General features: G+C 36.8%; 17 protein-coding genes. 8 read left to right on the top strand and 9 right to left on the bottom strand.

The features are described from left to right. Positions 1 to 119 precede the first annotated feature (119 nt). Positions 120 to 566 (top strand): Na(+)-translocating NADH-quinone reductase subunit F, encoded by a 447-nt coding sequence (locus tag MR062_RS01700; RefSeq protein ID WP_242202322.1) that lies wholly within the window; start codon positions 120 to 122, stop codon positions 564 to 566. A gap of 46 nt (positions 567 to 612) precedes the next feature. Further along, positions 613 to 1,194, top strand: a complete 582-nt coding sequence (locus tag MR062_RS01695) for a diheme cytochrome c-553 (RefSeq protein ID WP_242202321.1) — start codon at positions 613 to 615, stop codon at positions 1,192 to 1,194. A 143-nt stretch (positions 1,195 to 1,337) separates the two neighbouring features. Here MR062_RS01695 and nqrF read toward each other — a convergent pair whose 3' ends face one another. From nqrF to MR062_RS01665, 6 genes are all read right to left on the bottom strand, one after another. Continuing rightward, a complete protein-coding gene (gene nqrF / locus MR062_RS01690; protein WP_242202524.1) occupies positions 1,338 to 2,645 on the bottom strand; it encodes an NADH:ubiquinone reductase (Na(+)-transporting) subunit F in 1,308 nt (435 codons plus the stop codon). A 1-nt stretch (position 2,646) separates the two neighbouring features. After that, on the bottom strand, positions 2,647 to 3,399 hold the full coding sequence (nqrE, locus tag MR062_RS01685) for an NADH:ubiquinone reductase (Na(+)-transporting) subunit E (RefSeq protein ID WP_242202320.1): 753 nt from the start codon (positions 3,397 to 3,399) through the stop codon (positions 2,647 to 2,649). A 72-nt stretch (positions 3,400 to 3,471) separates the two neighbouring features. Further along, positions 3,472 to 4,119: an NADH:ubiquinone reductase (Na(+)-transporting) subunit D gene (locus MR062_RS01680; RefSeq protein ID WP_242202319.1), complete on the bottom strand. Its 648-nt coding sequence runs from the start codon at positions 4,117 to 4,119 to the stop codon at positions 3,472 to 3,474. Positions 4,120 to 4,122: 3 nt separating this feature from the next. Beyond that, entirely contained in the window at positions 4,123 to 4,869 is a 747-nt protein-coding gene (locus MR062_RS01675) for a Na(+)-translocating NADH-quinone reductase subunit C (protein ID WP_242202318.1), read from the bottom strand. A 3-nt stretch (positions 4,870 to 4,872) separates the two neighbouring features. Then, the gene (locus MR062_RS01670; protein ID WP_242202317.1) at positions 4,873 to 6,099 is read right to left on the bottom strand and encodes an NADH:ubiquinone reductase (Na(+)-transporting) subunit B; all 1,227 of its coding nucleotides are present in this window, start codon (positions 6,097 to 6,099) and stop codon (positions 4,873 to 4,875) included. Then, a complete protein-coding gene (locus MR062_RS01665; RefSeq protein ID WP_242202316.1) occupies positions 6,099 to 7,454 on the bottom strand; it encodes a Na(+)-translocating NADH-quinone reductase subunit A in 1,356 nt (451 codons plus the stop codon). Before MR062_RS01665 ends, MR062_RS01670 begins: the two co-directional genes overlap by 1 nt. A gap of 158 nt (positions 7,455 to 7,612) precedes the next feature. On the opposite strand from MR062_RS01665, the gene MR062_RS01660 reads away from it, so the two are divergent. From MR062_RS01660 to MR062_RS01645, 4 genes are all read left to right on the top strand, one after another. Then, on the top strand, positions 7,613 to 8,863 hold the full coding sequence (locus MR062_RS01660; protein WP_242202315.1) for a type IX secretion system plug protein: 1,251 nt from the start codon (positions 7,613 to 7,615) through the stop codon (positions 8,861 to 8,863). Between the two features lie 85 nt (positions 8,864 to 8,948). After that, positions 8,949 to 9,335, top strand: a complete 387-nt coding sequence (gene apaG / locus MR062_RS01655) for a Co2+/Mg2+ efflux protein ApaG (RefSeq protein ID WP_242202314.1) — start codon at positions 8,949 to 8,951, stop codon at positions 9,333 to 9,335. Positions 9,336 to 9,442: 107 nt separating this feature from the next. After that, positions 9,443 to 9,691: a DUF6364 family protein gene (locus MR062_RS01650; RefSeq protein WP_242202313.1), complete on the top strand. Its 249-nt coding sequence runs from the start codon at positions 9,443 to 9,445 to the stop codon at positions 9,689 to 9,691. Continuing rightward, positions 9,688 to 10,110, top strand: a complete 423-nt coding sequence (locus MR062_RS01645) for a type II toxin-antitoxin system VapC family toxin (protein ID WP_242202311.1) — start codon at positions 9,688 to 9,690, stop codon at positions 10,108 to 10,110. Before MR062_RS01650 ends, MR062_RS01645 begins: the two co-directional genes overlap by 4 nt. Positions 10,111 to 10,161: 51 nt before the next feature. On the opposite strand, the gene MR062_RS01640 is transcribed toward MR062_RS01645, so the two are convergent. Both MR062_RS01640 and MR062_RS01635 read right to left on the bottom strand, forming a co-directional pair. Next, positions 10,162 to 11,199: a DUF6695 family protein gene (locus MR062_RS01640; protein WP_242202310.1), complete on the bottom strand. Its 1,038-nt coding sequence runs from the start codon at positions 11,197 to 11,199 to the stop codon at positions 10,162 to 10,164. Beyond that, entirely contained in the window at positions 11,192 to 11,917 is a 726-nt protein-coding gene (locus tag MR062_RS01635; protein WP_242202309.1) for an NRDE family protein, read from the bottom strand. The genes MR062_RS01640 and MR062_RS01635 overlap by 8 nt, the downstream gene beginning before the upstream one ends. A gap of 150 nt (positions 11,918 to 12,067) precedes the next feature. Between MR062_RS01635 and pruA the strand changes: the two genes are divergently transcribed. Together pruA and MR062_RS01625 are read left to right on the top strand one after the other, a co-directional pair. Continuing rightward, a complete protein-coding gene (gene pruA, locus MR062_RS01630) occupies positions 12,068 to 13,696 on the top strand; it encodes an L-glutamate gamma-semialdehyde dehydrogenase (RefSeq protein WP_242202308.1) in 1,629 nt (542 codons plus the stop codon). Positions 13,697 to 14,106: 410 nt separating this feature from the next. Then, the gene (locus MR062_RS01625; RefSeq protein WP_242202307.1) at positions 14,107 to 15,063 is read left to right on the top strand and encodes a tetratricopeptide repeat protein; all 957 of its coding nucleotides are present in this window, start codon (positions 14,107 to 14,109) and stop codon (positions 15,061 to 15,063) included. Here the strand turns inward: MR062_RS01625 and MR062_RS01620 are convergent, their stop codons facing one another. Further along, entirely contained in the window at positions 15,064 to 19,986 is a 4,923-nt protein-coding gene (locus tag MR062_RS01620; protein ID WP_242202305.1) for a LamG-like jellyroll fold domain-containing protein, read from the bottom strand. It lies immediately after the preceding gene. Between the last annotated feature and the right edge of the window lie 90 nt (positions 19,987 to 20,076).

Below are 20,076 nucleotides of genomic sequence, written 5' to 3'. Positions count from 1 at the left end.
ACCTAACCATAAGTTTATTTCGTAAAAAACAGATTCCCACTAGTAGACTAGCTCCCAAAGCAAACTGATTTTTAAATAGATAAATATTTTTAGTATCTTTAGGTAAAGCTTGAGTCCTTATGAACACCTCTATCCGTTTAGAACAAGCCATAAAAAAGCTATATACAGCTTTTCTCAACGACACTTTAAACCCTGAGTGTTGTAAGCAGTGTGCTGTGGGGAATATATTAGATAATATGGATAGTTGGAAACATTTATCTGATGCCCATGGGGCTTTGCAATTAAATTATATAGGCAAGGTAAATGAAGCTTTCGGAAAACGTTTTAATGGTTACCTACCGTCTGAGTTATTACAAATTGAAGTCACTTTTTTAAAAGCTTGTGGTTATCAATTGCCCCTTCACCATAAAAATAAAAGGCCTAAGAACCCTACTGATAAAGACACGCTATTCAGGGGGCTTTCTGCTGTTATTAGCTACTTATGCCATCTAGATAACATAGACAATGCTATGGATTATATAGAACATCTTATCCCCAAAACTACTCCCACTGAATTAACCTTCTAGTTGTAAAAGTGTAATTTATTGTTTAACGTTAATTAACCAACCAACTATGAAAACAAGTGTTTTTGCATTGCTCCTTTGCATGTTATTACTTGGATGTAATTCCAACAAAAAGGAAACCCCAAAAGAAGACGAATACCAACCCGCAAAAGAAGTTACCATTGACCCCATAGAACGCGGGGGATATTTGGTAAATGCCATTGGTTGTCATGATTGCCATTCTCCAAAAATATTTAGCGAAAAAGGTATGGAACTGGATCACAACAGGCTTTTATCTGGACACCCTGCAGATGATGCCTTACCTGATTACGACAAGGAAACAGCCAGTAAATATATACTTTTTTCAATGGGGCTTACTTCTGCTACAGGTCCATGGGGAACATCGTTTGCCGCTAATTTAACACCAGACGAAACAGGTATTGGTACTTGGACAGAAACCCAATTTTTAACAGTCTTTAAAAAAGGACTATATAAAGGCCTTGAAGGAAGCAGACCTATATTACCGCCTATGCCATGGGATCAATATAGAAATTTAAATGACGATGATCTAAAGGCTATTTTCGCTTACTTAAAAAGCATAAAACCAGTTAAAAATTTGGTACCTGCTCCCATACCTCCTCAAATGAATTAATGAACAATGAATAGTTAATAATGAATAATTAATAATTAATCATGAGTTATAGAGAATGAAAAACCCCAATGCTTAGGCATTGGGGTTTAATTTATATAAATTCCTCGACTCTGCTCAGAATACTATTTTATCAAGACAACGGTCTATCCACCAAAGTCGTCAAATCGGATATGCTCATCTGGGATACCAAAATCTTCTCCCATTTTCTGTACAGCCTTGTTCATTAATGGAGGTCCACAGAAATACAATTCGATATCTTCAGGCGCATCGTGTTTACTTAAATAATTGTCGATTACACAATTATGGATGAAGCCCACAAAACCATCTCCTGGCGAATCGATATCTTCTTTTACTTTCCAGTTATCTTCCGGTAAGGGTTCAGATAAGGCCAAGAAGAATCTAAAGTTCGGGAACTCTTTTTCCAATTGATAGAAATGGTCTAAATAGAATAGCTCGCGCTTAGAACGACCTCCATACCAATAGGTCACTTTACGCCCTGTCCTTAAGGTTTTAAACAAATGATATAAGTGCGAACGCATTGGTGCCATACCTGCACCACCACCAACATAAAGCATTTCACTTTCAGACTCGTTGATAAAGAACTCACCGTAAGGTCCAGAAATGGTTACTTTATCTCCTGGCTTTTGCGCAAATATAAACGATGACGCTACTCCCGGATTAACGTCCATCCAACCATTTTTAGCTCGATCCCATGGTGGGGTAGCAATACGCACGTTTAGCATGATCTCACGTCCTTCTGCTGGGAAAGAGGCCATCGAGTAGGCTCTTTCTACAGTCTCATCATTCTTCATTACTAAAGGCCATAGACCAAACTTATCCCATTCAGCTTGAAATTTATCTGGCGTTTCATGCTCTTCTGGATGTGCTGTGATATCTATATCGGAATATTTAATTTCACATGGTGGTATTTCAATTTGGATATACCCCCCTGCCTTATAGTTCATATCCTCGGGGATTTCAACCACAAACTCTTTAATAAATGAGGCTACGTTATAGTTTCTAACAACAGTAGCTTCCCATTTTTTAATACCAAACACTTCTTCTGGAATGGTAATGTCCATATCCTGCTTTACTTTAACCTGACAGGCTAAACGGGCTCCGTGTTGTAATTCTTTACGGGTGAAATGCGGCGTCTCGGTAGGAAGTGCTTCTCCTCCTCCTGCTAAGACATGGCACTCACATTGGATACAAGTACCACCACCTCCACAAGCCGATGGTAAAAATATTTTTTGCCCCCCTAAGGTAGAGAGCAAGCTGTCTCCAGATGCCACCTCAATTTCCTTCTCACCATTTATGGTAATCTTTACTGGGCCAGATGGCGATAACTTTTCTTTTACTACTAGTAATAACGCAACCAATAACAAGGTAATAATTAAAAATGCTACTACCGTTACGGCTATGGTTCCTGCTGTACCTGCGGCTAAAATCATGTTACTCATTTACTTTAATAGTGTTTGATAACTCTTTTTCTTCTTCAGATTTAGTAGTAACCGAAGCTACTTCCACTGACTCTTCTTTTTGTTCTTCAACAACAACTGTTTTGTCTTCTTTCTTTCCTGCATCGTCTCCCCCTGTAAGCATGCCTCCAAAACTCATAAAACCTATAGCCATTAAACCTGTAGTAATGAAAGTAATTCCTAAACCTCTTAAGGCGGGAGGTACATTAGAATATCTTATTTTTTCACGAATGGCAGCAATAGCCAAAATAGCTAAAAACCATCCTATACCAGACCCAATACCATATACTGTAGCTAGACCTAATGTTGGTATTTCACGCGATTGCATGAATAACGATCCCCCAAGAATAGCACAGTTAACCGCAATAAGCGGCAAGAAAATACCAAGAGAATTATATAATGATGGTGAAAATTTTTCAACTACAATCTCTACCAATTGTACCATAGTAGCGATCGTGGCAATAAACATAATGAATGACAAGAAACTTAAATCGTAAGACGCATAGTCTTCACCTAACCAAACCAAAGCTCCTGGTTGCAGTAAATATTGATCTAGTAACCAGTTTAAAGGCACTGTAATAGCCAATACAAATATTACAGCTGCACCAAGACCAACTGCTGTACTTACTTTTTTAGATACAGCTAAGTAAGAGCACATTCCCAAGAACGTGGCAAATACCATGTTATCTATAAATATTGATTTGAAAAATAATTCTATATGTTCCATATTCTTTTAGTTTTCAGTCTCAGTTTTAATATACAGTGATACTGCATACTGCAACTGCAAACTGCTTACTTATTAATGATCTTCAATTAATGCTTTATTTTTAGAACGTTGCACCCAAATAATAATTCCAACTACAATTAGAGCCATTGGAGATAACAACATAAACCCATTGTTTTCATACCCTATGGCATATATTCCAGTTTTTTCAATTGGATCTCCTAACACTTTAAAGCCCAATAAGGTTCCAGAACCTAACAATTCCCTAAAGAAACCAACAATTATAAGTATAACACCATATCCAGCTGCATTACCAACACCATCTAAAAATGAGCGCCAAGGGCCATTACCCAAAGCAAAAGCTTCAAAACGTCCCATAATAATACAGTTGGTAATAATTAAGCCCACAAAAACCGATAAGGTTTTACTTAACTCGTAAGCAAAAGCTTTTAACACTTGGTCTACTATAATTACTAAAGCAGCAACAACAACAAGTTGCACTATAATTCTAATTTTTGAAGGTATAATGTTGCGCATTAATGAAATAACCACATTACCTACTCCCAAAACAAATAATACAGAAATAGCCATTACTATCGAAGCCTTTAGCTCTGCTGTAATTGCTAAAGCTGAACATATCCCCAGTACTTGAATGGTAATTGGGTTATTGTCTGCTAAAGGGTCTAATATTAACTTAGTGTCTTTCTTTGATAAAAGTCCCATAGATTAATTGTTTTTTAAGTTTTCGAAATAAGGTACATAAAGCTTTAAGTCGCTTTTTATCATTGCCGAAACACCATTTCCTGTAATAGTAGCTCCAGCTATAGCATCTACCTCATTATCTGTTTTATCTTCATTTTTAGGATCGGCATTACCTTTAGCCACATCAATACCTTTAAACGCTCCATTGGATTTTAAATGTTCTCCAATAAAATCGTCCATAAAGAATCGCTGTTTAATGTTGGCTCCCAATCCAGGTGTTTCTCCTTTATGGTCAAAATACGCCCCTTGTACTACCATGTTTTCATCCATAGCAACGTAGGCCCATATAGCATCCCAAAGCCCTTTTCCTCTAATGGGAGCGATATAATAGGTTTTACCATCTTTCTCTCCAATAAACAAAGGCAACCTTCTTTCTAACCCCGCTTTAGCATTAGCTTGCTCCTTCTTAACATCTATTAAATAAGCCTGGTCGTCTTCGGTTACTTTATCGCCTTGAATAACCAATTGTTTGGTGATGTATTTTTCAAATAATTGTGGAGCATCTTCTGTAGACACAAAATTGGCACTACTTTCATCATTTTCGTTAACTCCCATAGCATACAAAATATTTTGCTGCTTTTCTAAACGCTTATTTTCATCAATATTGGGCTTTAATGCCGAAGCTGCAAAGGCCAATAGCGATCCAACAACTACTACCATTCCAATAGCGAATAGTATAGTATATCCATTACTTTCTGTTCTATTGCTCATAATTTAAGCCGTTTTAACTTTAAGACGTTTCTTTCTTCTTTTAACATTACCCTGAACCACATAATGATCGATTGTGGGTGCGAAAACGTTCATTAATAATATGGCTAACATTACTCCTTCTGGGTATGCTGGGTTGAATACACGAATGAGAATTGAAATAAATCCTACTAAAAATCCGTAAACCCATTTTCCTTTATTGGTTTGTGCTGCCGTTACAGGGTCTGTAGCCATAAATACGGTACCAAATGCAAAACCACCTATTAATAAATGATGCCACCAAGTGGTACTCATCAAGCCATAAAACTTACTACCTTCTGAAATAATACCAGAATCTACAACGCCGTTGAAGATCAAGCCCATTACTATGGCTCCCAATGCTGAAGATAACATAATTCTCCAGCTTCCTATTTTAGTAAAGATTAAAAATAGGCCTCCTAATAAAATTAACAAGGTGGAGGTTTCTCCAACCGAGCCTGGTATAAACCCTAAAAACATATCTGCTATTTCATAACCAGCTGCTTTACCTTGTGCCAAACTACCTAAAATGGTTTCTCCAGAGATCGCATCTAAATTCTGACCTGAAGCAATCAATTGATCGCGCTCTACAGCACCATGAACCCATACTTTATCTCCAGACATCCAAGTTGGATAAGCAAAAAACAAAAAGGCTCTTATGGTTAAAGCAGGGTTAAGAATGTTCATCCCTGTGCCACCAAAAACCTCTTTCCCTATTACAACTCCAAAAATAACAGCTACTGCTAGCATCCACAATGGTATATCTACTGGTACAATTAATGGTACCAACATACCGGTTACCAAATACCCCTCTTCTACTTCATGACCTTTTATAATGGCAAATATGAATTCTATACCTAGACCAACACCATACGATACAATAACCAATGGCAATATTTTCCAGAAACCAACCATAAAGTTATCCAGTGTCCAAAATTCTGCACTGAAAAAACCTTGTGTTACGGCCTCTATTTCCCCTAAAGCTAAATGATGTTGATACCCGGCATTGAACATACCAAAAATCAAACATGGTATCATAGCCATGATAACGGTATTCATCGTACGTTTTAAATCATCGGCTACTTTAATATGTGTACCGCTGTGAGTAGTCTCATCTGGTAAAAACAAAAACGTATGAATAGCATTGAAAGCAGGTGCCATTTTAGTACCTCTATACCTACGTTTTAAAATATGTAATCTCCTTTTTAAACCCATTATCCTATCTCTTTAAGCATTAAGTCTAAACCTTCTCTTATTATTTTTTGATGTGGTTGTTTGGACACACAAATAAATTCTGTTAATGCAAAATCTTCAGGTGCTACTTCATACATTCCTAAAGCTTCCATTTCATCTAAATCCTTATACATACAGGCTTTTAATACTTGCATTGGGTATATATCTAAAGGAAACACCTCTTCGTAACCACCTGTCACTACAAAAGCGCGGTGTTCACCATTAGTATTAGTATTTAAATCGTATTCCTTTTTTGGATTTAACCACGAAAATGTAAGTGCTCTTGACGTTGATATTTTATTGAAAACTGGCTTGTTCCAACCAAAAAACTCATAATCGTCACCTTCAGGAATCACAGAAATCACATTACTGTAATAATCCAATGCTCCATCTGGCTTTATATGTTTGCCTGATAAAACATTACCAGAAATAATGCGTGCATTAGCATCCTTAGCAATACCTTTATCGTAAACCATAGTAGACACCTCACTACCTATAAGGGTTTTAAAATATCTTGGTTTTTCAATAGAAGACCCAGCCAAGGCTACAACACGTTCTGCATTAAATTTACCTGTTAAAAGCAACTCACCTATAATCACCAAATCTTGCGGATTAACCGTCCAAACGGTTTCTCCTTTATTAATTGGATCAATTTTATTGATTTGCGTACCTACATTACCCGACGGATGTGGGCCAGACACTTTATGCAACATGATACCCGACAAACCTGCCAATGGTGAATTGGATGTTTTTCCAACCGACACATGTACTTTGCCCTCAGTAAGCTTACCTAAAGCAGTTATGGCCTCTTGTAACTCGGTTTCTTTCCCTTGAAGCGTAAAATCTAAATCGGCAGCTAAAGGTGCACTGGCATAACCAGAAATAAAAATCGCTTTTGGTAACTTATTAGGATTGGCTATTACATCGTAAGGACGTTGTTTTACAAAAGGCCAACAGCCTGATGCCAACAAATGTGCCTTTATCGCTTCTGGCGATGCCGTATCTAAATCGAACTTACCATAATCTTGATAGTCCTGTGTTTTATCGGCTTCGATCTTAATTGCATCAATGCGTCTTTTGGGTCCACGGACCACTTCGATCACCTTACCCGAAACTGGAGATACAAACTTAATTGCTTCGTTAGACTTATCATGAAACAAAATTCCCCCAGCTTTTACCTGGGTACCTTCTTTTGCGATAAGTTTAGGAATAGTGCCATGAAAATCTTCTGGTCTAACGGTGCAGTAGTTGCTGATAATTGCCTGTTCTACAGTTTTTTCAGCCTTACCTTTAAGTTTAATATCCAGACCTTTTTTAATTCGAATGTCGTTTGACATATTTACTTTATTGAATATTAGTTGTCTAAAAATCGCTGCAAAAATACAAATTTATAACACAGTTTTTATAAAAAAGACTTATAATTTTATTTCAAAAAACAGCCTTTCTATTTTAGGAATGAATTTTGTTTATATTTACCAAAAATCAACATATAGTAATGCCATTTAACACTTGTATTTTATTTGTATTTATAGGAATTCAAACACTTGTATTTTCCCAAGTTCAAGAAGTTAATCCTCCCGATTATATTAAAACCATAAATTTTAAAGGCAACACCCCAGAAAGCCAATTACCCGTATTACGATTAGGAGAATATCTCATCTTGGAGTTTGATGCCCTTAACGGTAACGAAGACGACTATTACTATAAAATTACTCACCATAATTTTGATTGGACGCCTTCAAATTTGGTGAGGTCAGAATACATGGAGGGTTTCGACAACCAACGCATTAGAAATTACGAGAACTCACTAAACACTTACCAAATATATTCTCATTATAAACTTACCATACCCAACAATCAAACCCGAAAGCTTAAAGTATCGGGCAACTACCTTATAAGTATTTTTGATAGTTATGGCGATTTGGTGTTTTCTAGAAAGTTTATGATTTATGAAGACAAGGCCAATGTGGGCGTCACTTTAAAACGCTCAAGGGATATAGAGTATATTGAAGAAAAGCAACGCGTAGAAATTGTTATTTCCCCAAAAAACCTACTGCTCAATAACCCCAAGCAAACTGTGAAAACCCTTATTGTTCAAAACAACAACCTCAACACGGCCATTAATAATTTGGAGCCTCAATTTACTATAGGCAACCAATTGATTTATAAATATGACATTGAATCCAGCTTTTGGGGTGGCAACGAATACTTATTCTTTGAAAATAAGAATATAAGAGCTGCCAATACAGGAGTGCAAAGTATTGCCTTAGAAGATATTTATCATAATTATTTGTTCACCAATTTTGAAAGAGCCTCAAGACCTTACACCTATAATCCAGATATTAACGGTAATTATTTAATAACGAATATTGACGCCGATAACTCAAACATTGAAGCCGATTATGTTTGGGTTCACTTTTCACTATTACCTAACGAATCCTTTAAAGATAAAAGCATCCACATTTATGGTAATTTCAATAACTATGTGATTGACGAAAGTACCAAACTCTCCTACGACAACCACACCAATCGATACCACGGTGCCCTTTTACTTAAACAAGGATTTTACAATTATAAATATGTAGCGGTTAATGCTAATGGTATTATAGATGAAGGTTTGATAAGTGGCAACTTTTATCAAACAGAGAACAACTACAAAGTTTTAGTATACTATCGCGATTTAGGTACACGTTACGATAAAATTATCGGTTTGGGGGAAGGAAGTTCGGTTAACATCTCCAATTAAATACATTTTAACGGTTTTTATAATTTACGCATCTTAAAATTTCTTATTTTAGCCAACCTAAACATACTGTTTATCAGCAACAAACATGGTTCAACAAGTTACAAAAGGCATAAAAATTTCTGTAGAAACAAACTACGAAGGCTCTTTTTATAAAAACTATAAAATACAATATGCTTTTGGCTACACCATAACCATTGAAAACCAAAGTAAGGATTCGGTACAATTATTAGCGCGCCAATGGCATATCATGGATGCCCTAAATAATGTAGAGATTGTAACCGGTGAAGGCGTTATAGGCAGAAAACCTGTTTTAAAACCAGGCGAATCCCATACTTATACTTCGGGCTGTTTGTTAAGCTCTCCCTTTGGCGCTATGTATGGCCATTACAATATGGTTAACTTTACCACAACCAAAAAATTTAAGGTATCTATTCCAACATTTAAGCTCAGCGTACCTTTTGCTATTAATTAGCTATTGATTAATGGTTAGTTGGGTGCATCAAATCCCTTCTAAAAACTCAGCAACAAATTCAATGTACGGATTATTTCACTATATTTATACGTACAGCACAAAATATCATGGATACTAAGTTAACATTAAAACTCAATCAAGAGATTATTGAGAAAGCTAAAGCGTATGCTTCCAATAAAAAAATGAGTTTATCCCGCATTGTAGAAGCGTATTTAAAATCCCTGACTTCTCAGCAAGACCCTTCTGAATTTGAGATTTCACCTTTTGTAAAAAGCATAGCTACAGGAACTGAAATCCCAACTAATTTAGACTATAAAAAAGAATATTCCGATCATTTAATGGAGAAATATAAATGACCAGGAGAATTTTTATAGACACCAATATAATGTTGGACCTCTTAGGAGAACGGAAACCTTTTTACGATCCAATTGCAAAAATCGCTACTTTAGCCGAAAAAGGGAAGCTAACAATGATTGTTTCCCCAATCTCCTTTGCAACAGTAAACTATTTCCTTGCCAAATTTGAAACTCCAGAAATTGCCAAAGAAAAATTACGCAAGTTCAAGATAATTAGCAAAATATGCCCTTTGGACGAACACACAATTGAAAAAGGCCTTAATTCAGCAATAAATGATTTTGAAGACGCTTTACTATATTTTAGTGCAACGGAATCGGACTGCGAAATTATAATTACAAGAAACGGAAAGGATTTTAAAAAATCTCTGCTCCCAGTAATGACAGCAGATGAATTCCTAAAATCTTTGAACAAAACATAAAACCTCTCAATACTGTAGTAGGCATGCTCCCTTTCTCTTCTACACTTAACATTATTGAATTCCTGTTTTTTCACCCCAACTTCTACTTCCAGCTTCTTCCACCTTCCTCTCAAATCGAAACACCTTTCCATTTTGCCGTACATGAAAAAATTTACAGTTGGAGTAATGTACAAATTCAAACTCTAGATCGTAATTAAACGCAGGGTCGTTAACCACATACCTATCATGAACATCAATATTGCCATGAGGTGAAATCCGTTTAAAATAATATTCTATCTCATGCCCTATATGGTGCAATTCAAACCAAGCCCCTGCAGCAATCCCCGACAGCCATTGTGCTTTGTCGTGTAATGCATCGACAGGCTTAGGTTCTAAAGTGCCCACAAACTGAGGCTCATGACCTTTTAACCTATCTAGGAAACAGCGTAGGTTTTCACTCTTTTGTGAACCTTTGAATTTTGAAATGACACCTGTTTCAGACACTTCATAAACACAATTCTCAGTGTCGGCCAAAACCACATTACCAACGGTACTGGGCGTAAACCATTTGGATTGTTCCAACTTCTTTTTAATACTTAAATCGGTTACAGAAGCAATTAAACTATCGGTTACAAAACGTGCGCAGTTGCATGCCTCTTTTATAAAGGCTGCATACCTAATAAAGTGCTTGCTTTGCATATCGCTAATATGGGTGCGCGCCTTTTTATAATCTACAGCACAACACACCGAAGCTATTAATTTACCTTCACCATGGGTTAACCTGGGGTGGGTTGCCAAAAATTCCAAAATTGCATCCAAGTTTCTAATCACACCATTTTCAATGTCAGCTTTTATAGGGAAATCCAGTTCATTATCGGTATCCTTACCACGTACCCGTCCTGTAGGTTCAGGCGTTATATAGCGCCCAAAATCATGGTATTCCAATTCACCCGTCACCTTATTGATTAACACCAATGCGGCATGCCCAGCTCTCAAGTAATTCTTTTTACCAACACCAAAAAATCGCAAAAACGGCGAAAACCACTCTTTAGACACCATAACAACGGTATCTGGATAAGCCAATGTTAAAATAATGCCTGTATTATTCATTAACTACTGAAGAAAGATTGAAAGTTTCTCTTGAAACCGAATTATTTTGAAGACTTTCATAACGCATATTAACAGCATCATTTTGCTTAACAACCTGGGTAATGCTCGTCGTTTTCACAACCCCCCTATCCATAATAACACCATAGTCCAAATTACCCTTTTCGGTATTTTTATGAAAATCCAGTAAGCTATCGTCGTTTAACGACTTTGTATCCTTAAACGTTTCAAACCAATATCGACGCTCCTCTCTCACCGTTTGATTATACAATGTAGAAGAAGACCAAATTTTAGGTTCTAAGGGCAATTCAGTAAAATGTTTTTCATTACCATCCCAAACCAATTCGCAAAACTTTAAACCAGCATTCCAATCGGCCAATACCATGGTAAAAGGCTCAATATTTTTAAAGTTATAAGCATCAATACCAACGACCAAATTATCAAAAACGAGACACTCTTTAGCAACCTGTCCTCTACTTTTTCTATAGTTTGGTTGTCTTTTATGCCGCTCAAATCCACCGTTCAAAACACAAACTACTCTATGCTTTTCACTTATACCAATCCAAGTGCCCCCAGATAGCTCATCTTTTGGAAACAACATCTTAGTACCATTAACTTCGTGAAAATCTGGAGCCAACGACATCCTGTTAGGTGCTTCATCTCTATTTGATGTTAAAATAAAATCCTGTTCCCCTTTAGGAACTATAGTTACTGTACACATAAAAAATATAGTCTTACCAAAACTAAACAACTTACAAGATTAAGCCAAATATCTCACCCTTATTTGAAAAATCTATTACCCATAATTGATTTTAAAATTCGTAATTTTGCATCCTATTTACTGAAAATTCAATAATAAAACTTACAAATTATGGGAAAAGGTTTCTTTAATGTACCTATAGCGGTTAACGAACCTGTTAAAAGTTATGCTCCGGGCTCACCTGAACGTGATGCCGTACTAAAAGCATACAAAGACATGTTTAACAGCTCAATTGATGTTCCACTATATATAAACGGTAAAGACATTGAAACTGGCAACACCAGAACCATGTCTCCGCCTCATGACCACCAGCATGTTGTAGGCACTTACCACCTCGCTAAAAAAAAACATGTTGAGGAAGCTATTGCTACGGCTTTGGAAGCCAGAAAAACATGGAGCCAAATGCCATGGGAGCAACGTGCAGGCATCTTCTTAAAAGCAGCCGAGCTAATTGCAGGGCCATACCGCGCCAAAATAAATGCGGCTACCATGATAGCCCAATCGAAAACAATTCACCAGGCCGAAATTGATTCTGCTTGCGAATTGATAGACTTCTTACGTTTTAACGTACAGTATATGACCGATATTTATGCGGAACAACCTGAAAGCACCAGTGATTCCTGGAACCGTGTGGAATACAGACCATTAGAAGGATTCACCTATGCGGTTACCCCTTTTAACTTTACGGCTATTGCCGGGAACTTACCTTCGTGCATGGCCTTAATGGGCAATGTAGTGGTTTGGAAACCTAGCGACAGCCAAATCTATTCTGCTAAAGTCATTATGGATGTCTTTAAAGAAGCTGGTGTTCCCGACGGTGTAATTAACGTAGTTTTTGGCGACCCAGTTATGATCACCGAAACCGTTTTAGCAAGTCCAGACTTTTCAGGATTACACTTTACAGGATCAACATTTGTATTTAAGGAACTTTGGAAACAAATAGGCAACAACATCCATAACTACAAAACATACCCAAGAATTGTTGGTGAAACTGGCGGTAAGGATTTTATAGTGGCTCACAAAACGGCTGTACCAAAACAGGTAGCTACAGCTATTGTTCGTGGAGCGTTTGAATTCCAAGGCCAAAAATGTAGCGCGGCGTCTAGAGCCTATGTTCCAAAAAGTTTATGGGGCGATGTAAAAAATTATGTTATAGAAGACGTCAACTCATTTAAAATGGGGTCTCCCGAGGATATGAGTAATTTTATTACTGCAGTAATCCACGAAGGGTCTTTCGATAAGTTAGCGAAATATATAGACCAAGCCAAAGCAGATGCTGATGCCGAAATTATTGCTGGCGGCAACTACGACAAGAGCAAAGGCTATTTTATAGCACCTACGGTAATTGTAACCACCAATCCCAAGTATACCACCATGTGTACCGAGTTGTTTGGACCAGTAATTACCATTTATGTGTATGAAGACAATGCCTATACTGAAACATTAAAGCTAGTTGATGAAACTAGTGAATATGCTTTAACAGGTGCTATTTTAGCGACTGACAGATATGCCGTTACCGAGGCAACTACTGCTTTACAGAACAGTGCCGGTAATTTCTACATTAACGACAAGCCTACGGGAGCTGTAGTTGGACAACAACCGTTTGGTGGTGCAAGAGCATCAGGAACCAACGATAAAGCAGGAAGTGCACAAAACTTATTGCGTTGGGTTTCACCACGATTAATCAAGGAAACTTTTGTAACTCCAACCGATTATCGTTATCCGTTTTTGGGAGAGTAGAATTCCTCTGAAAAAGGAACCTCTTAATCGATAAACCATAAATTTATAAAAGAGACTATCTTAACTTAGGTAGTCTCTTTGTTTTATTAAGTTTTGCAACTTCTGTAAAAGTTAAGTTAAATTTTTCAAACACCTTCGTTTAACGTTAAACATAAGTCATTAAAATGATGACTTATCATATTGTTAAACGAACACCCTCCAAAACCATATTAAATAGATCTTCATTAAATAGATCTTCGCCTTCAAAAAGACTTAAAATCATTTAAATCTTGTCCATTTTTATTTTTAAACGCCTTAAGCCATTAAAACCTAAAACTTTCTATTAATTCATTTTCATTTCCTTTATAACAAAAAATAATCCTAACTTTAGTTCTCAAAAATACGGCATGTTTTTTGTTCAAAAGTTGCTAATGAAAAAATTACTCTTCACATTACTAGCCATAATACCCTTATTGTCTTTTGGGCAAGCCAATAAATTTTACAGACAGGCTTTAAGGGCTACCGATTTAAAAGAAAAAATCCAATTACTGGATCAAGTCATTGCTTTAGAACCCGACAATTTAGACGCCTATTTTTACCGCGGTCTTGCTAAAAACGATTCTGGCGATTATCAAGGGGCCATTGTAGACTACTCGAAAATAATACTTGTTGAACCTGATGCCGACACCTATTTTAACAGGGGCAATTCCAGATTCAACTTAAAAGATTTACAAGGGGCTAAAGCCGATTACGAAAAAGCCATAGCCTTGGATAAAAGTTTTATTGATGCCCGTTACAGTTTGGCATGCACCAAGTACGATTTGGGCGAATATAAAAATGCGATTGCCGATTTTAGTACCCTAATCAAAATTATACCAGACCTTCAAATTGCTTATACACTTAGGGCAGCGGCCTATACAGCATTGGAAGATTATAAAAACGCCATAAAGGACTACTCTACAGCCATATTAATAAATCCCGATTCTGATGCTTTTTTTGATCGTGGCACCTTATTTTTAGATATAAGATATTACCAAAAAGCACGGGCCGATTTAAATACCGCTATCAGATTGAATAAGGACAACCCCTTTCTTTTCTTTTATAGAGGAGCTTCCAATTTATTCCTAGGAAAATACGAAGATGCCATTAAAGATTTTTCAATAGCTTTAAAATTCGATTCCCAAGATTACGATGCTTTATTAGGTCTTTCTATGGCTTACCTTAAAAACAAAGATGCACAACAAGCTAAAATCTATTTCAACAAAGCAAAATCTGCCATTGGATTGGATACCAATAAAGATACTCTTGAGCTATTTTCTAAATCGTACTGGTACACCAAACAATACTACTATTTCAAGAATAGTCTAGAAGAACTTAATACCCTTTAACTACCTTAGTGCTAATTTTCTTCTAATGAAACCTCTATCTGTTTTTATATCAAGAATATAAATCCCTTTTTGAACATGGATAGCATTTTGTTTTAATGGCTTATTTACTTTCAAATAGGCCACCTTACTTCCATTTAAATTATACAGGCTTATCGTTTTAATATTATAATTAGACGATGTTTTAATTATATTCAGTTTAGTGTCATGGGCATTATAGCTCATCGACAAGCCCAAAGTTTTTTGGTTTGCAGCCTTTAAATTCTGAATACTGGGTTGAAAAACCAGTTTAAACCTGTCGTTATAGGTACCAGGGTCTAAATAAACATCCAAAGGTTTATCATTAATTAAAAAGGTTTCGTTAGATTCGTTATCCAATATATAGACATCAAAATCAGCTTCTATGTTCTCTGTATTTGCTAATTTAACCGAAACCTTTCCTGCTTCATCCACTTTAATGCCAATAGGAAATGCTTTAGAAGCTCCAAGACTAGAAACCCCTTGAATAACAAACTCACTATCTCCTAATAGCCAATACATATCATTTTTATTAACATCTATCATTGGCGCATCATACCCAAAATCGAAATCATCGGTTGCATTCCCATCTACACCAATAAGTAATTTTCGAACATAACCAGAAGGCGAGTTAAACTCTAACCTAATTTTAGATCGACTATCCTGACTATTCTGTGCTTGTTCTTTTTTAGTTTTGGTACTTGTCTTAAAGAACAGGGAGCCATCATTAATTCCAGTATAGCCTTCACGTACAAAAACACGTTGGCTATTTTTAAAGGTTATGGTTCCCCCTTCAACCGTGGTTGTTGAACCGCTTACCCCTGACGGCAAAAGTGTACTCACAAAAAAACCTTGACCGGCTGGAATATATTTTTCAGGCACTTTACCGCCCCCTTCACCTAACGACGAATTATCGGCAGTAGAATAAGCTTCTGCCCCCCCCATTAAAGTATAGGTCGCAAAGCCCCCAACATAGTCGGATGATCTATGGGAATTCGCTTGCCCAAATTGATGCCAAAAATACAATACCCCATTTATAACATTATTAGTATTCCTTCCTATCTCACCGTTTATTGTTTCTGTAGATTTGATATTATCCAAGATAAACTCGTTAGCATCAATGGCGCACGGATATGGATTTCCTACCAACCGATCTACATCTCCAGCCGATTTATCCAATGCCAAAGTTATATCGCCGTTATTGGGCAAACCTTTAAAAACGTAGTTCTGACTGGTGCTAACATCAACAGATCCAGAAGTGCCCTTCATCGTAAACCCTTCACCAGGAAGCAATGGAGTATTTTCTGAAATCCTTGCCCATGAACCAGTATCCCTAGCTAACCCATAAAATTTATAAAGCCAACGTGTACTTATGGTTACAGGAGACGATGGCGTGTCTAAATCTGCAGCATCGAATGCACTATTAAACGTTATCGCTTGATATAATGCAGAATCTGTCCCATCGTTTAGAACACCTGATAGTGTATAGTTGGCATTTGTTTTAGCAACTCCGGTTCCTCTTGTACTTATATTTCCTGCAATAGGCCCTACTGGAGAAGACCAATCATTGTAATTAAAACTGTTTGCTGTTCCCTGTTGATCACGCTCAATGTAACCTCCACTATCTGCATCTAAAATGCTTCCCTCGTCTTGAATGAGCTGCGACTCACCCACCAAGTCTATGACACCATCTATTTCTAAATAATGGGTAATACGCAAACCTTGTCCATCGTTTTCCTCAATAGGGGAAGTCACTATTGGATCTGCAATGGTAAGCGTCCCCGAATTTTGCTTTAAACCCAAAACGGTTATATCTTTATCTCCTGAACTTATATCATGATTAAGCTCAACAATATTCCAATCAATATAAGTTGTACCATCCAAACTCAACGCATTGGGCATCATTTGATATGCACCACCGCTCCAAGTACTTGAGCTCCCCCATTCACCATTTGCAACAGATTGATATGGCACGGGGATACTTTGCGTATCGACCATAGCTTTATCTTTGGCTAAATATTTAAGTCTTAAAAAATTTTGGGCATCGCTCAATCCTTCAACAGTAGATCCATAAAATGAATTAAAATCGTAATAAGCCTTTAACTTACTATAAGAAACTGCAGACACCTCATTACTTGATGAAGCCTGTGGCAATGCTTTACCACTAACAAAATCTCCTACACCTTTTTCAACTTCCTGATTTAAAAGATACCTTACCTGATCTTCGTTTAATCCTTGATCCCAAATATATACTTCATCAATATCGCCCAAAAACGGATTTATTATATTGCTCTTATCGATATAAAGTGCCCCAACTGAAAACCAATTATAGTTTAGGGATGGCGCTACAACATTTTGTTCTGACTTATCCAAAACACCATCAACATATAAAAAAATGGTACCGCTATTATAGACAAAGGTTATTTGATGCCATTTATTATCATTTAGTGCCATTGCAGTGGTAAATCTGGGTGTTACATCATCATCCATCATGACTTCTACCTGATGGGAACTATTTAGCCTTAATTGAAATTTATCGCCTTTGGCCATAATGGTTCTCGTACTAGTTTGAGAAGCGTCTGCCTTTACCCAAGCCGAAATGGTAAACTCATTAATATTCAAATTCAAACTATAATCCCCTACTAAATAATCGCCAGAGTCAATATGCACACTATGGTTTTCAGATAATTTCGAAACTTTCGCAAAGGTGAAATACTTAGTGCCATCAAAATCGTACCAAGTTTGAAGATTGGATGCTCCATCAGACTTTAAGGGAACAACATCTATAATATGGCTATTAGCAAAATTGGCATTATCGGCCACTACCAATGCATATGCTTCATCAGCACCTAAAGGAAAACTACTAAATACTGATGATGGAATGGAAACAAATACATTTTCTACGTCTCCTGACGCATCTTCAACCGACTCGACAATCTTCCACTGTCTATCTATCCTAGTTAAACTAGTAGTGATACCGGTTGCCAAGGTTACCGTATTGGCACTAGAACCACTATAGGCATCGTCATTACTCCCCCAAACCAAAAAATCGCCATCTTTTTTAAACTCGTTAACATTGGCACTATTGGTAGAAAATATACCATTTAGGCCAATGGTTACTTCATCTGAAGTATTTAATGTTTTTGATTGTTTTTGGTTTAAATCTGAAATGGAATCCCTGCCAATTCCAGCTACATGATAATTAAATCCTAAGTTAGCAGATGTATCCCAAACGGAAGTCCCAAAGGAGTTAATATAATCTTTTTCTGCTTCGGTAGAGGCTCCTAAGGTAACGCCATACTTTATGGCTAAATAAGACTCTATTTTTTGGCGATCGGCATCTGTAACACGTTCGGCAAACGTAAATATTTCAGCTATGCGACCATTTAAACTTCCTGTTATATCAAGGTTTTTACCAATCCAATATTCTGTCCCAAGAATAATATCGGGTTCGGGATCCGTATCAATCGAACCAACATTCTCAAAAGACACATCATTAACTGTAGACGTGGTTAACAAATTAGAATTATACAAAATATCCTGACCTGTTGGAGATGTCGCATCGTTATTTCTAATATTGATTATTCCTGCATTAGCATAGGAACTGTTTATTTCTGCCACACCATTATAACTACCCCCACCTGGAATGTCTTGATTATACGACAACGTTTCATTAGTAAACTCTGAGGAGTAATCTCCAAAACCAATGCCTGTCATATCACCTGTATTCCCAGAATCAACCCCAGCAAAAATAGCATTTCTGGAAGAGGTACTACTCATGGTTGCATCTGGAACCATAACTACAAAAATGTCTTGACTATAAAAGCCATTGGAATTGTTATACATGTATTGTTCTGTACTGCCTCCATCGTTCTCAAACTTTACAACTGGATTAAAATTGATATTATCGGTAGCAGTATCTAAATAGGTTGGCTCCTTACCCGAAACTGTTGTCGCATCTTTCCCATTGGAACCCAGATCCAACCAATCGGTCACACTGTTCCCAGAGGTTGTAACACCTCGTGTTGACTTTAACCATAACCTAAACTCTGCAGTTACTCCACCAGGACCAGGAATGTTAAAATCGAACATTTCAGCGCTTACATCAAAAGTAAATGTTGTATTATCTGAATTTGAAATGCTAATCGTAGAGGTTAAAGTCCCTGAACCTCCTATAGGGCCAGTAAAATTAATGGTAAAAACAATATACGATCCCGGGTTAATACTCTCTGGCAAAGTAGCTGATGAATCATCAGGCAATAACACACTGGACACCACAGAAAAGTCGCTAAGCGAGCTTGATATTGAAGTAACATCTAAAGCACAGCTCCCAGTACTAGCTACAATAAAGTTTCGTGTTACAGTAGCGCCTTCATCAACAACCCCAAAATAAGTTCCGTTGGTAGCAGTTGTTACTGTAGAACCATGAGCAATATCAGAATAAGGCGAACCTCCCAACACATTTATTTCTGGCGATCCTGATAATGTAAACTCGAAAGTAAAATCACCATTATTACCATTTAAAGCAATGGTTACCAAAGTACTATTATCGCACCCACCACTAATATTGGTTATCGTAAAATCTGTATACTTATCTCCATTTCTACACGCTTCGGGTTTAATGTTTTTTGGAAGGGTTTCATGACTTAACTCAAATCCTGTAGATGGATCTAATGTAATGTCTTCAACTTTTAAGTTTGCACATTTCCCCCCTCCAGTGGCTATATTCCTTATTCTAAAGGACAAGGCATTTCCGGCAGTTATACTAATAATATCATATTCATATACAACCTGACCGCCAACAATTTCAACTTGAATATCACTTTGCGAATAGCCATTTAATGGAAAAAGAAAACAACAAAAAACAATGCCTAACAGGCTGAAATTTGAGAGAGATAGAAATTTCATAAGGTTCGTTTATAACAATTTACGGAGCAAACATAGAACTATTTTAAAAAAAACATCGATAAAAAGTACAAAATATTCGACAAAATACAC

The sequence above is a fragment of the Aestuariivivens insulae genome (assembly GCF_022662195.1).
GTDB classification, from domain to species: domain Bacteria; phylum Bacteroidota; class Bacteroidia; order Flavobacteriales; family Flavobacteriaceae; genus Aestuariivivens; species Aestuariivivens insulae.
This window is presented reverse-complemented; position numbering and strand designations above follow the sequence as displayed.

Bases quoted from the DNA above. Each gene is read 5' to 3' on its own strand.
- MR062_RS01700 (WP_242202322.1), top strand. From the start codon at position 120: ATGAACACCTCTATCCGTTTAGAACAAGCCATAAAAAAGCTATATACA.
- MR062_RS01695 (WP_242202321.1), top strand. From the start codon at position 613: ATGAAAACAAGTGTTTTTGCATTGCTCCTTTGCATGTTATTACTTGGA.
- nqrF (WP_242202524.1), bottom strand. From the start codon at position 2,645: ATGATTTTAGCCGCAGGTACAGCAGGAACCATAGCCGTAACGGTAGTA.
- nqrE (WP_242202320.1), bottom strand. From the start codon at position 3,399: ATGGAACATATAGAATTATTTTTCAAATCAATATTTATAGATAACATG.
- MR062_RS01680 (WP_242202319.1), bottom strand. From the start codon at position 4,119: ATGGGACTTTTATCAAAGAAAGACACTAAGTTAATATTAGACCCTTTA.
- MR062_RS01675 (WP_242202318.1), bottom strand. From the start codon at position 4,869: ATGAGCAATAGAACAGAAAGTAATGGATATACTATACTATTCGCTATT.
- MR062_RS01670 (WP_242202317.1), bottom strand. From the start codon at position 6,099: ATGGGTTTAAAAAGGAGATTACATATTTTAAAACGTAGGTATAGAGGT.
- MR062_RS01665 (WP_242202316.1), bottom strand. From the start codon at position 7,454: ATGTCAAACGACATTCGAATTAAAAAAGGTCTGGATATTAAACTTAAA.
- MR062_RS01660 (WP_242202315.1), top strand. From the start codon at position 7,613: ATGCCATTTAACACTTGTATTTTATTTGTATTTATAGGAATTCAAACA.
- apaG (WP_242202314.1), top strand. From the start codon at position 8,949: ATGGTTCAACAAGTTACAAAAGGCATAAAAATTTCTGTAGAAACAAAC.
- MR062_RS01650 (WP_242202313.1), top strand. From the start codon at position 9,443: ATGGATACTAAGTTAACATTAAAACTCAATCAAGAGATTATTGAGAAA.
- MR062_RS01645 (WP_242202311.1), top strand. From the start codon at position 9,688: ATGACCAGGAGAATTTTTATAGACACCAATATAATGTTGGACCTCTTA.
- MR062_RS01640 (WP_242202310.1), bottom strand. From the start codon at position 11,199: ATGAATAATACAGGCATTATTTTAACATTGGCTTATCCAGATACCGTT.
- MR062_RS01635 (WP_242202309.1), bottom strand. From the start codon at position 11,917: ATGTGTACAGTAACTATAGTTCCTAAAGGGGAACAGGATTTTATTTTA.
- pruA (WP_242202308.1), top strand. From the start codon at position 12,068: ATGGGAAAAGGTTTCTTTAATGTACCTATAGCGGTTAACGAACCTGTT.
- MR062_RS01625 (WP_242202307.1), top strand. From the start codon at position 14,107: ATGAAAAAATTACTCTTCACATTACTAGCCATAATACCCTTATTGTCT.
- MR062_RS01620 (WP_242202305.1), bottom strand. From the start codon at position 19,986: ATGAAATTTCTATCTCTCTCAAATTTCAGCCTGTTAGGCATTGTTTTT.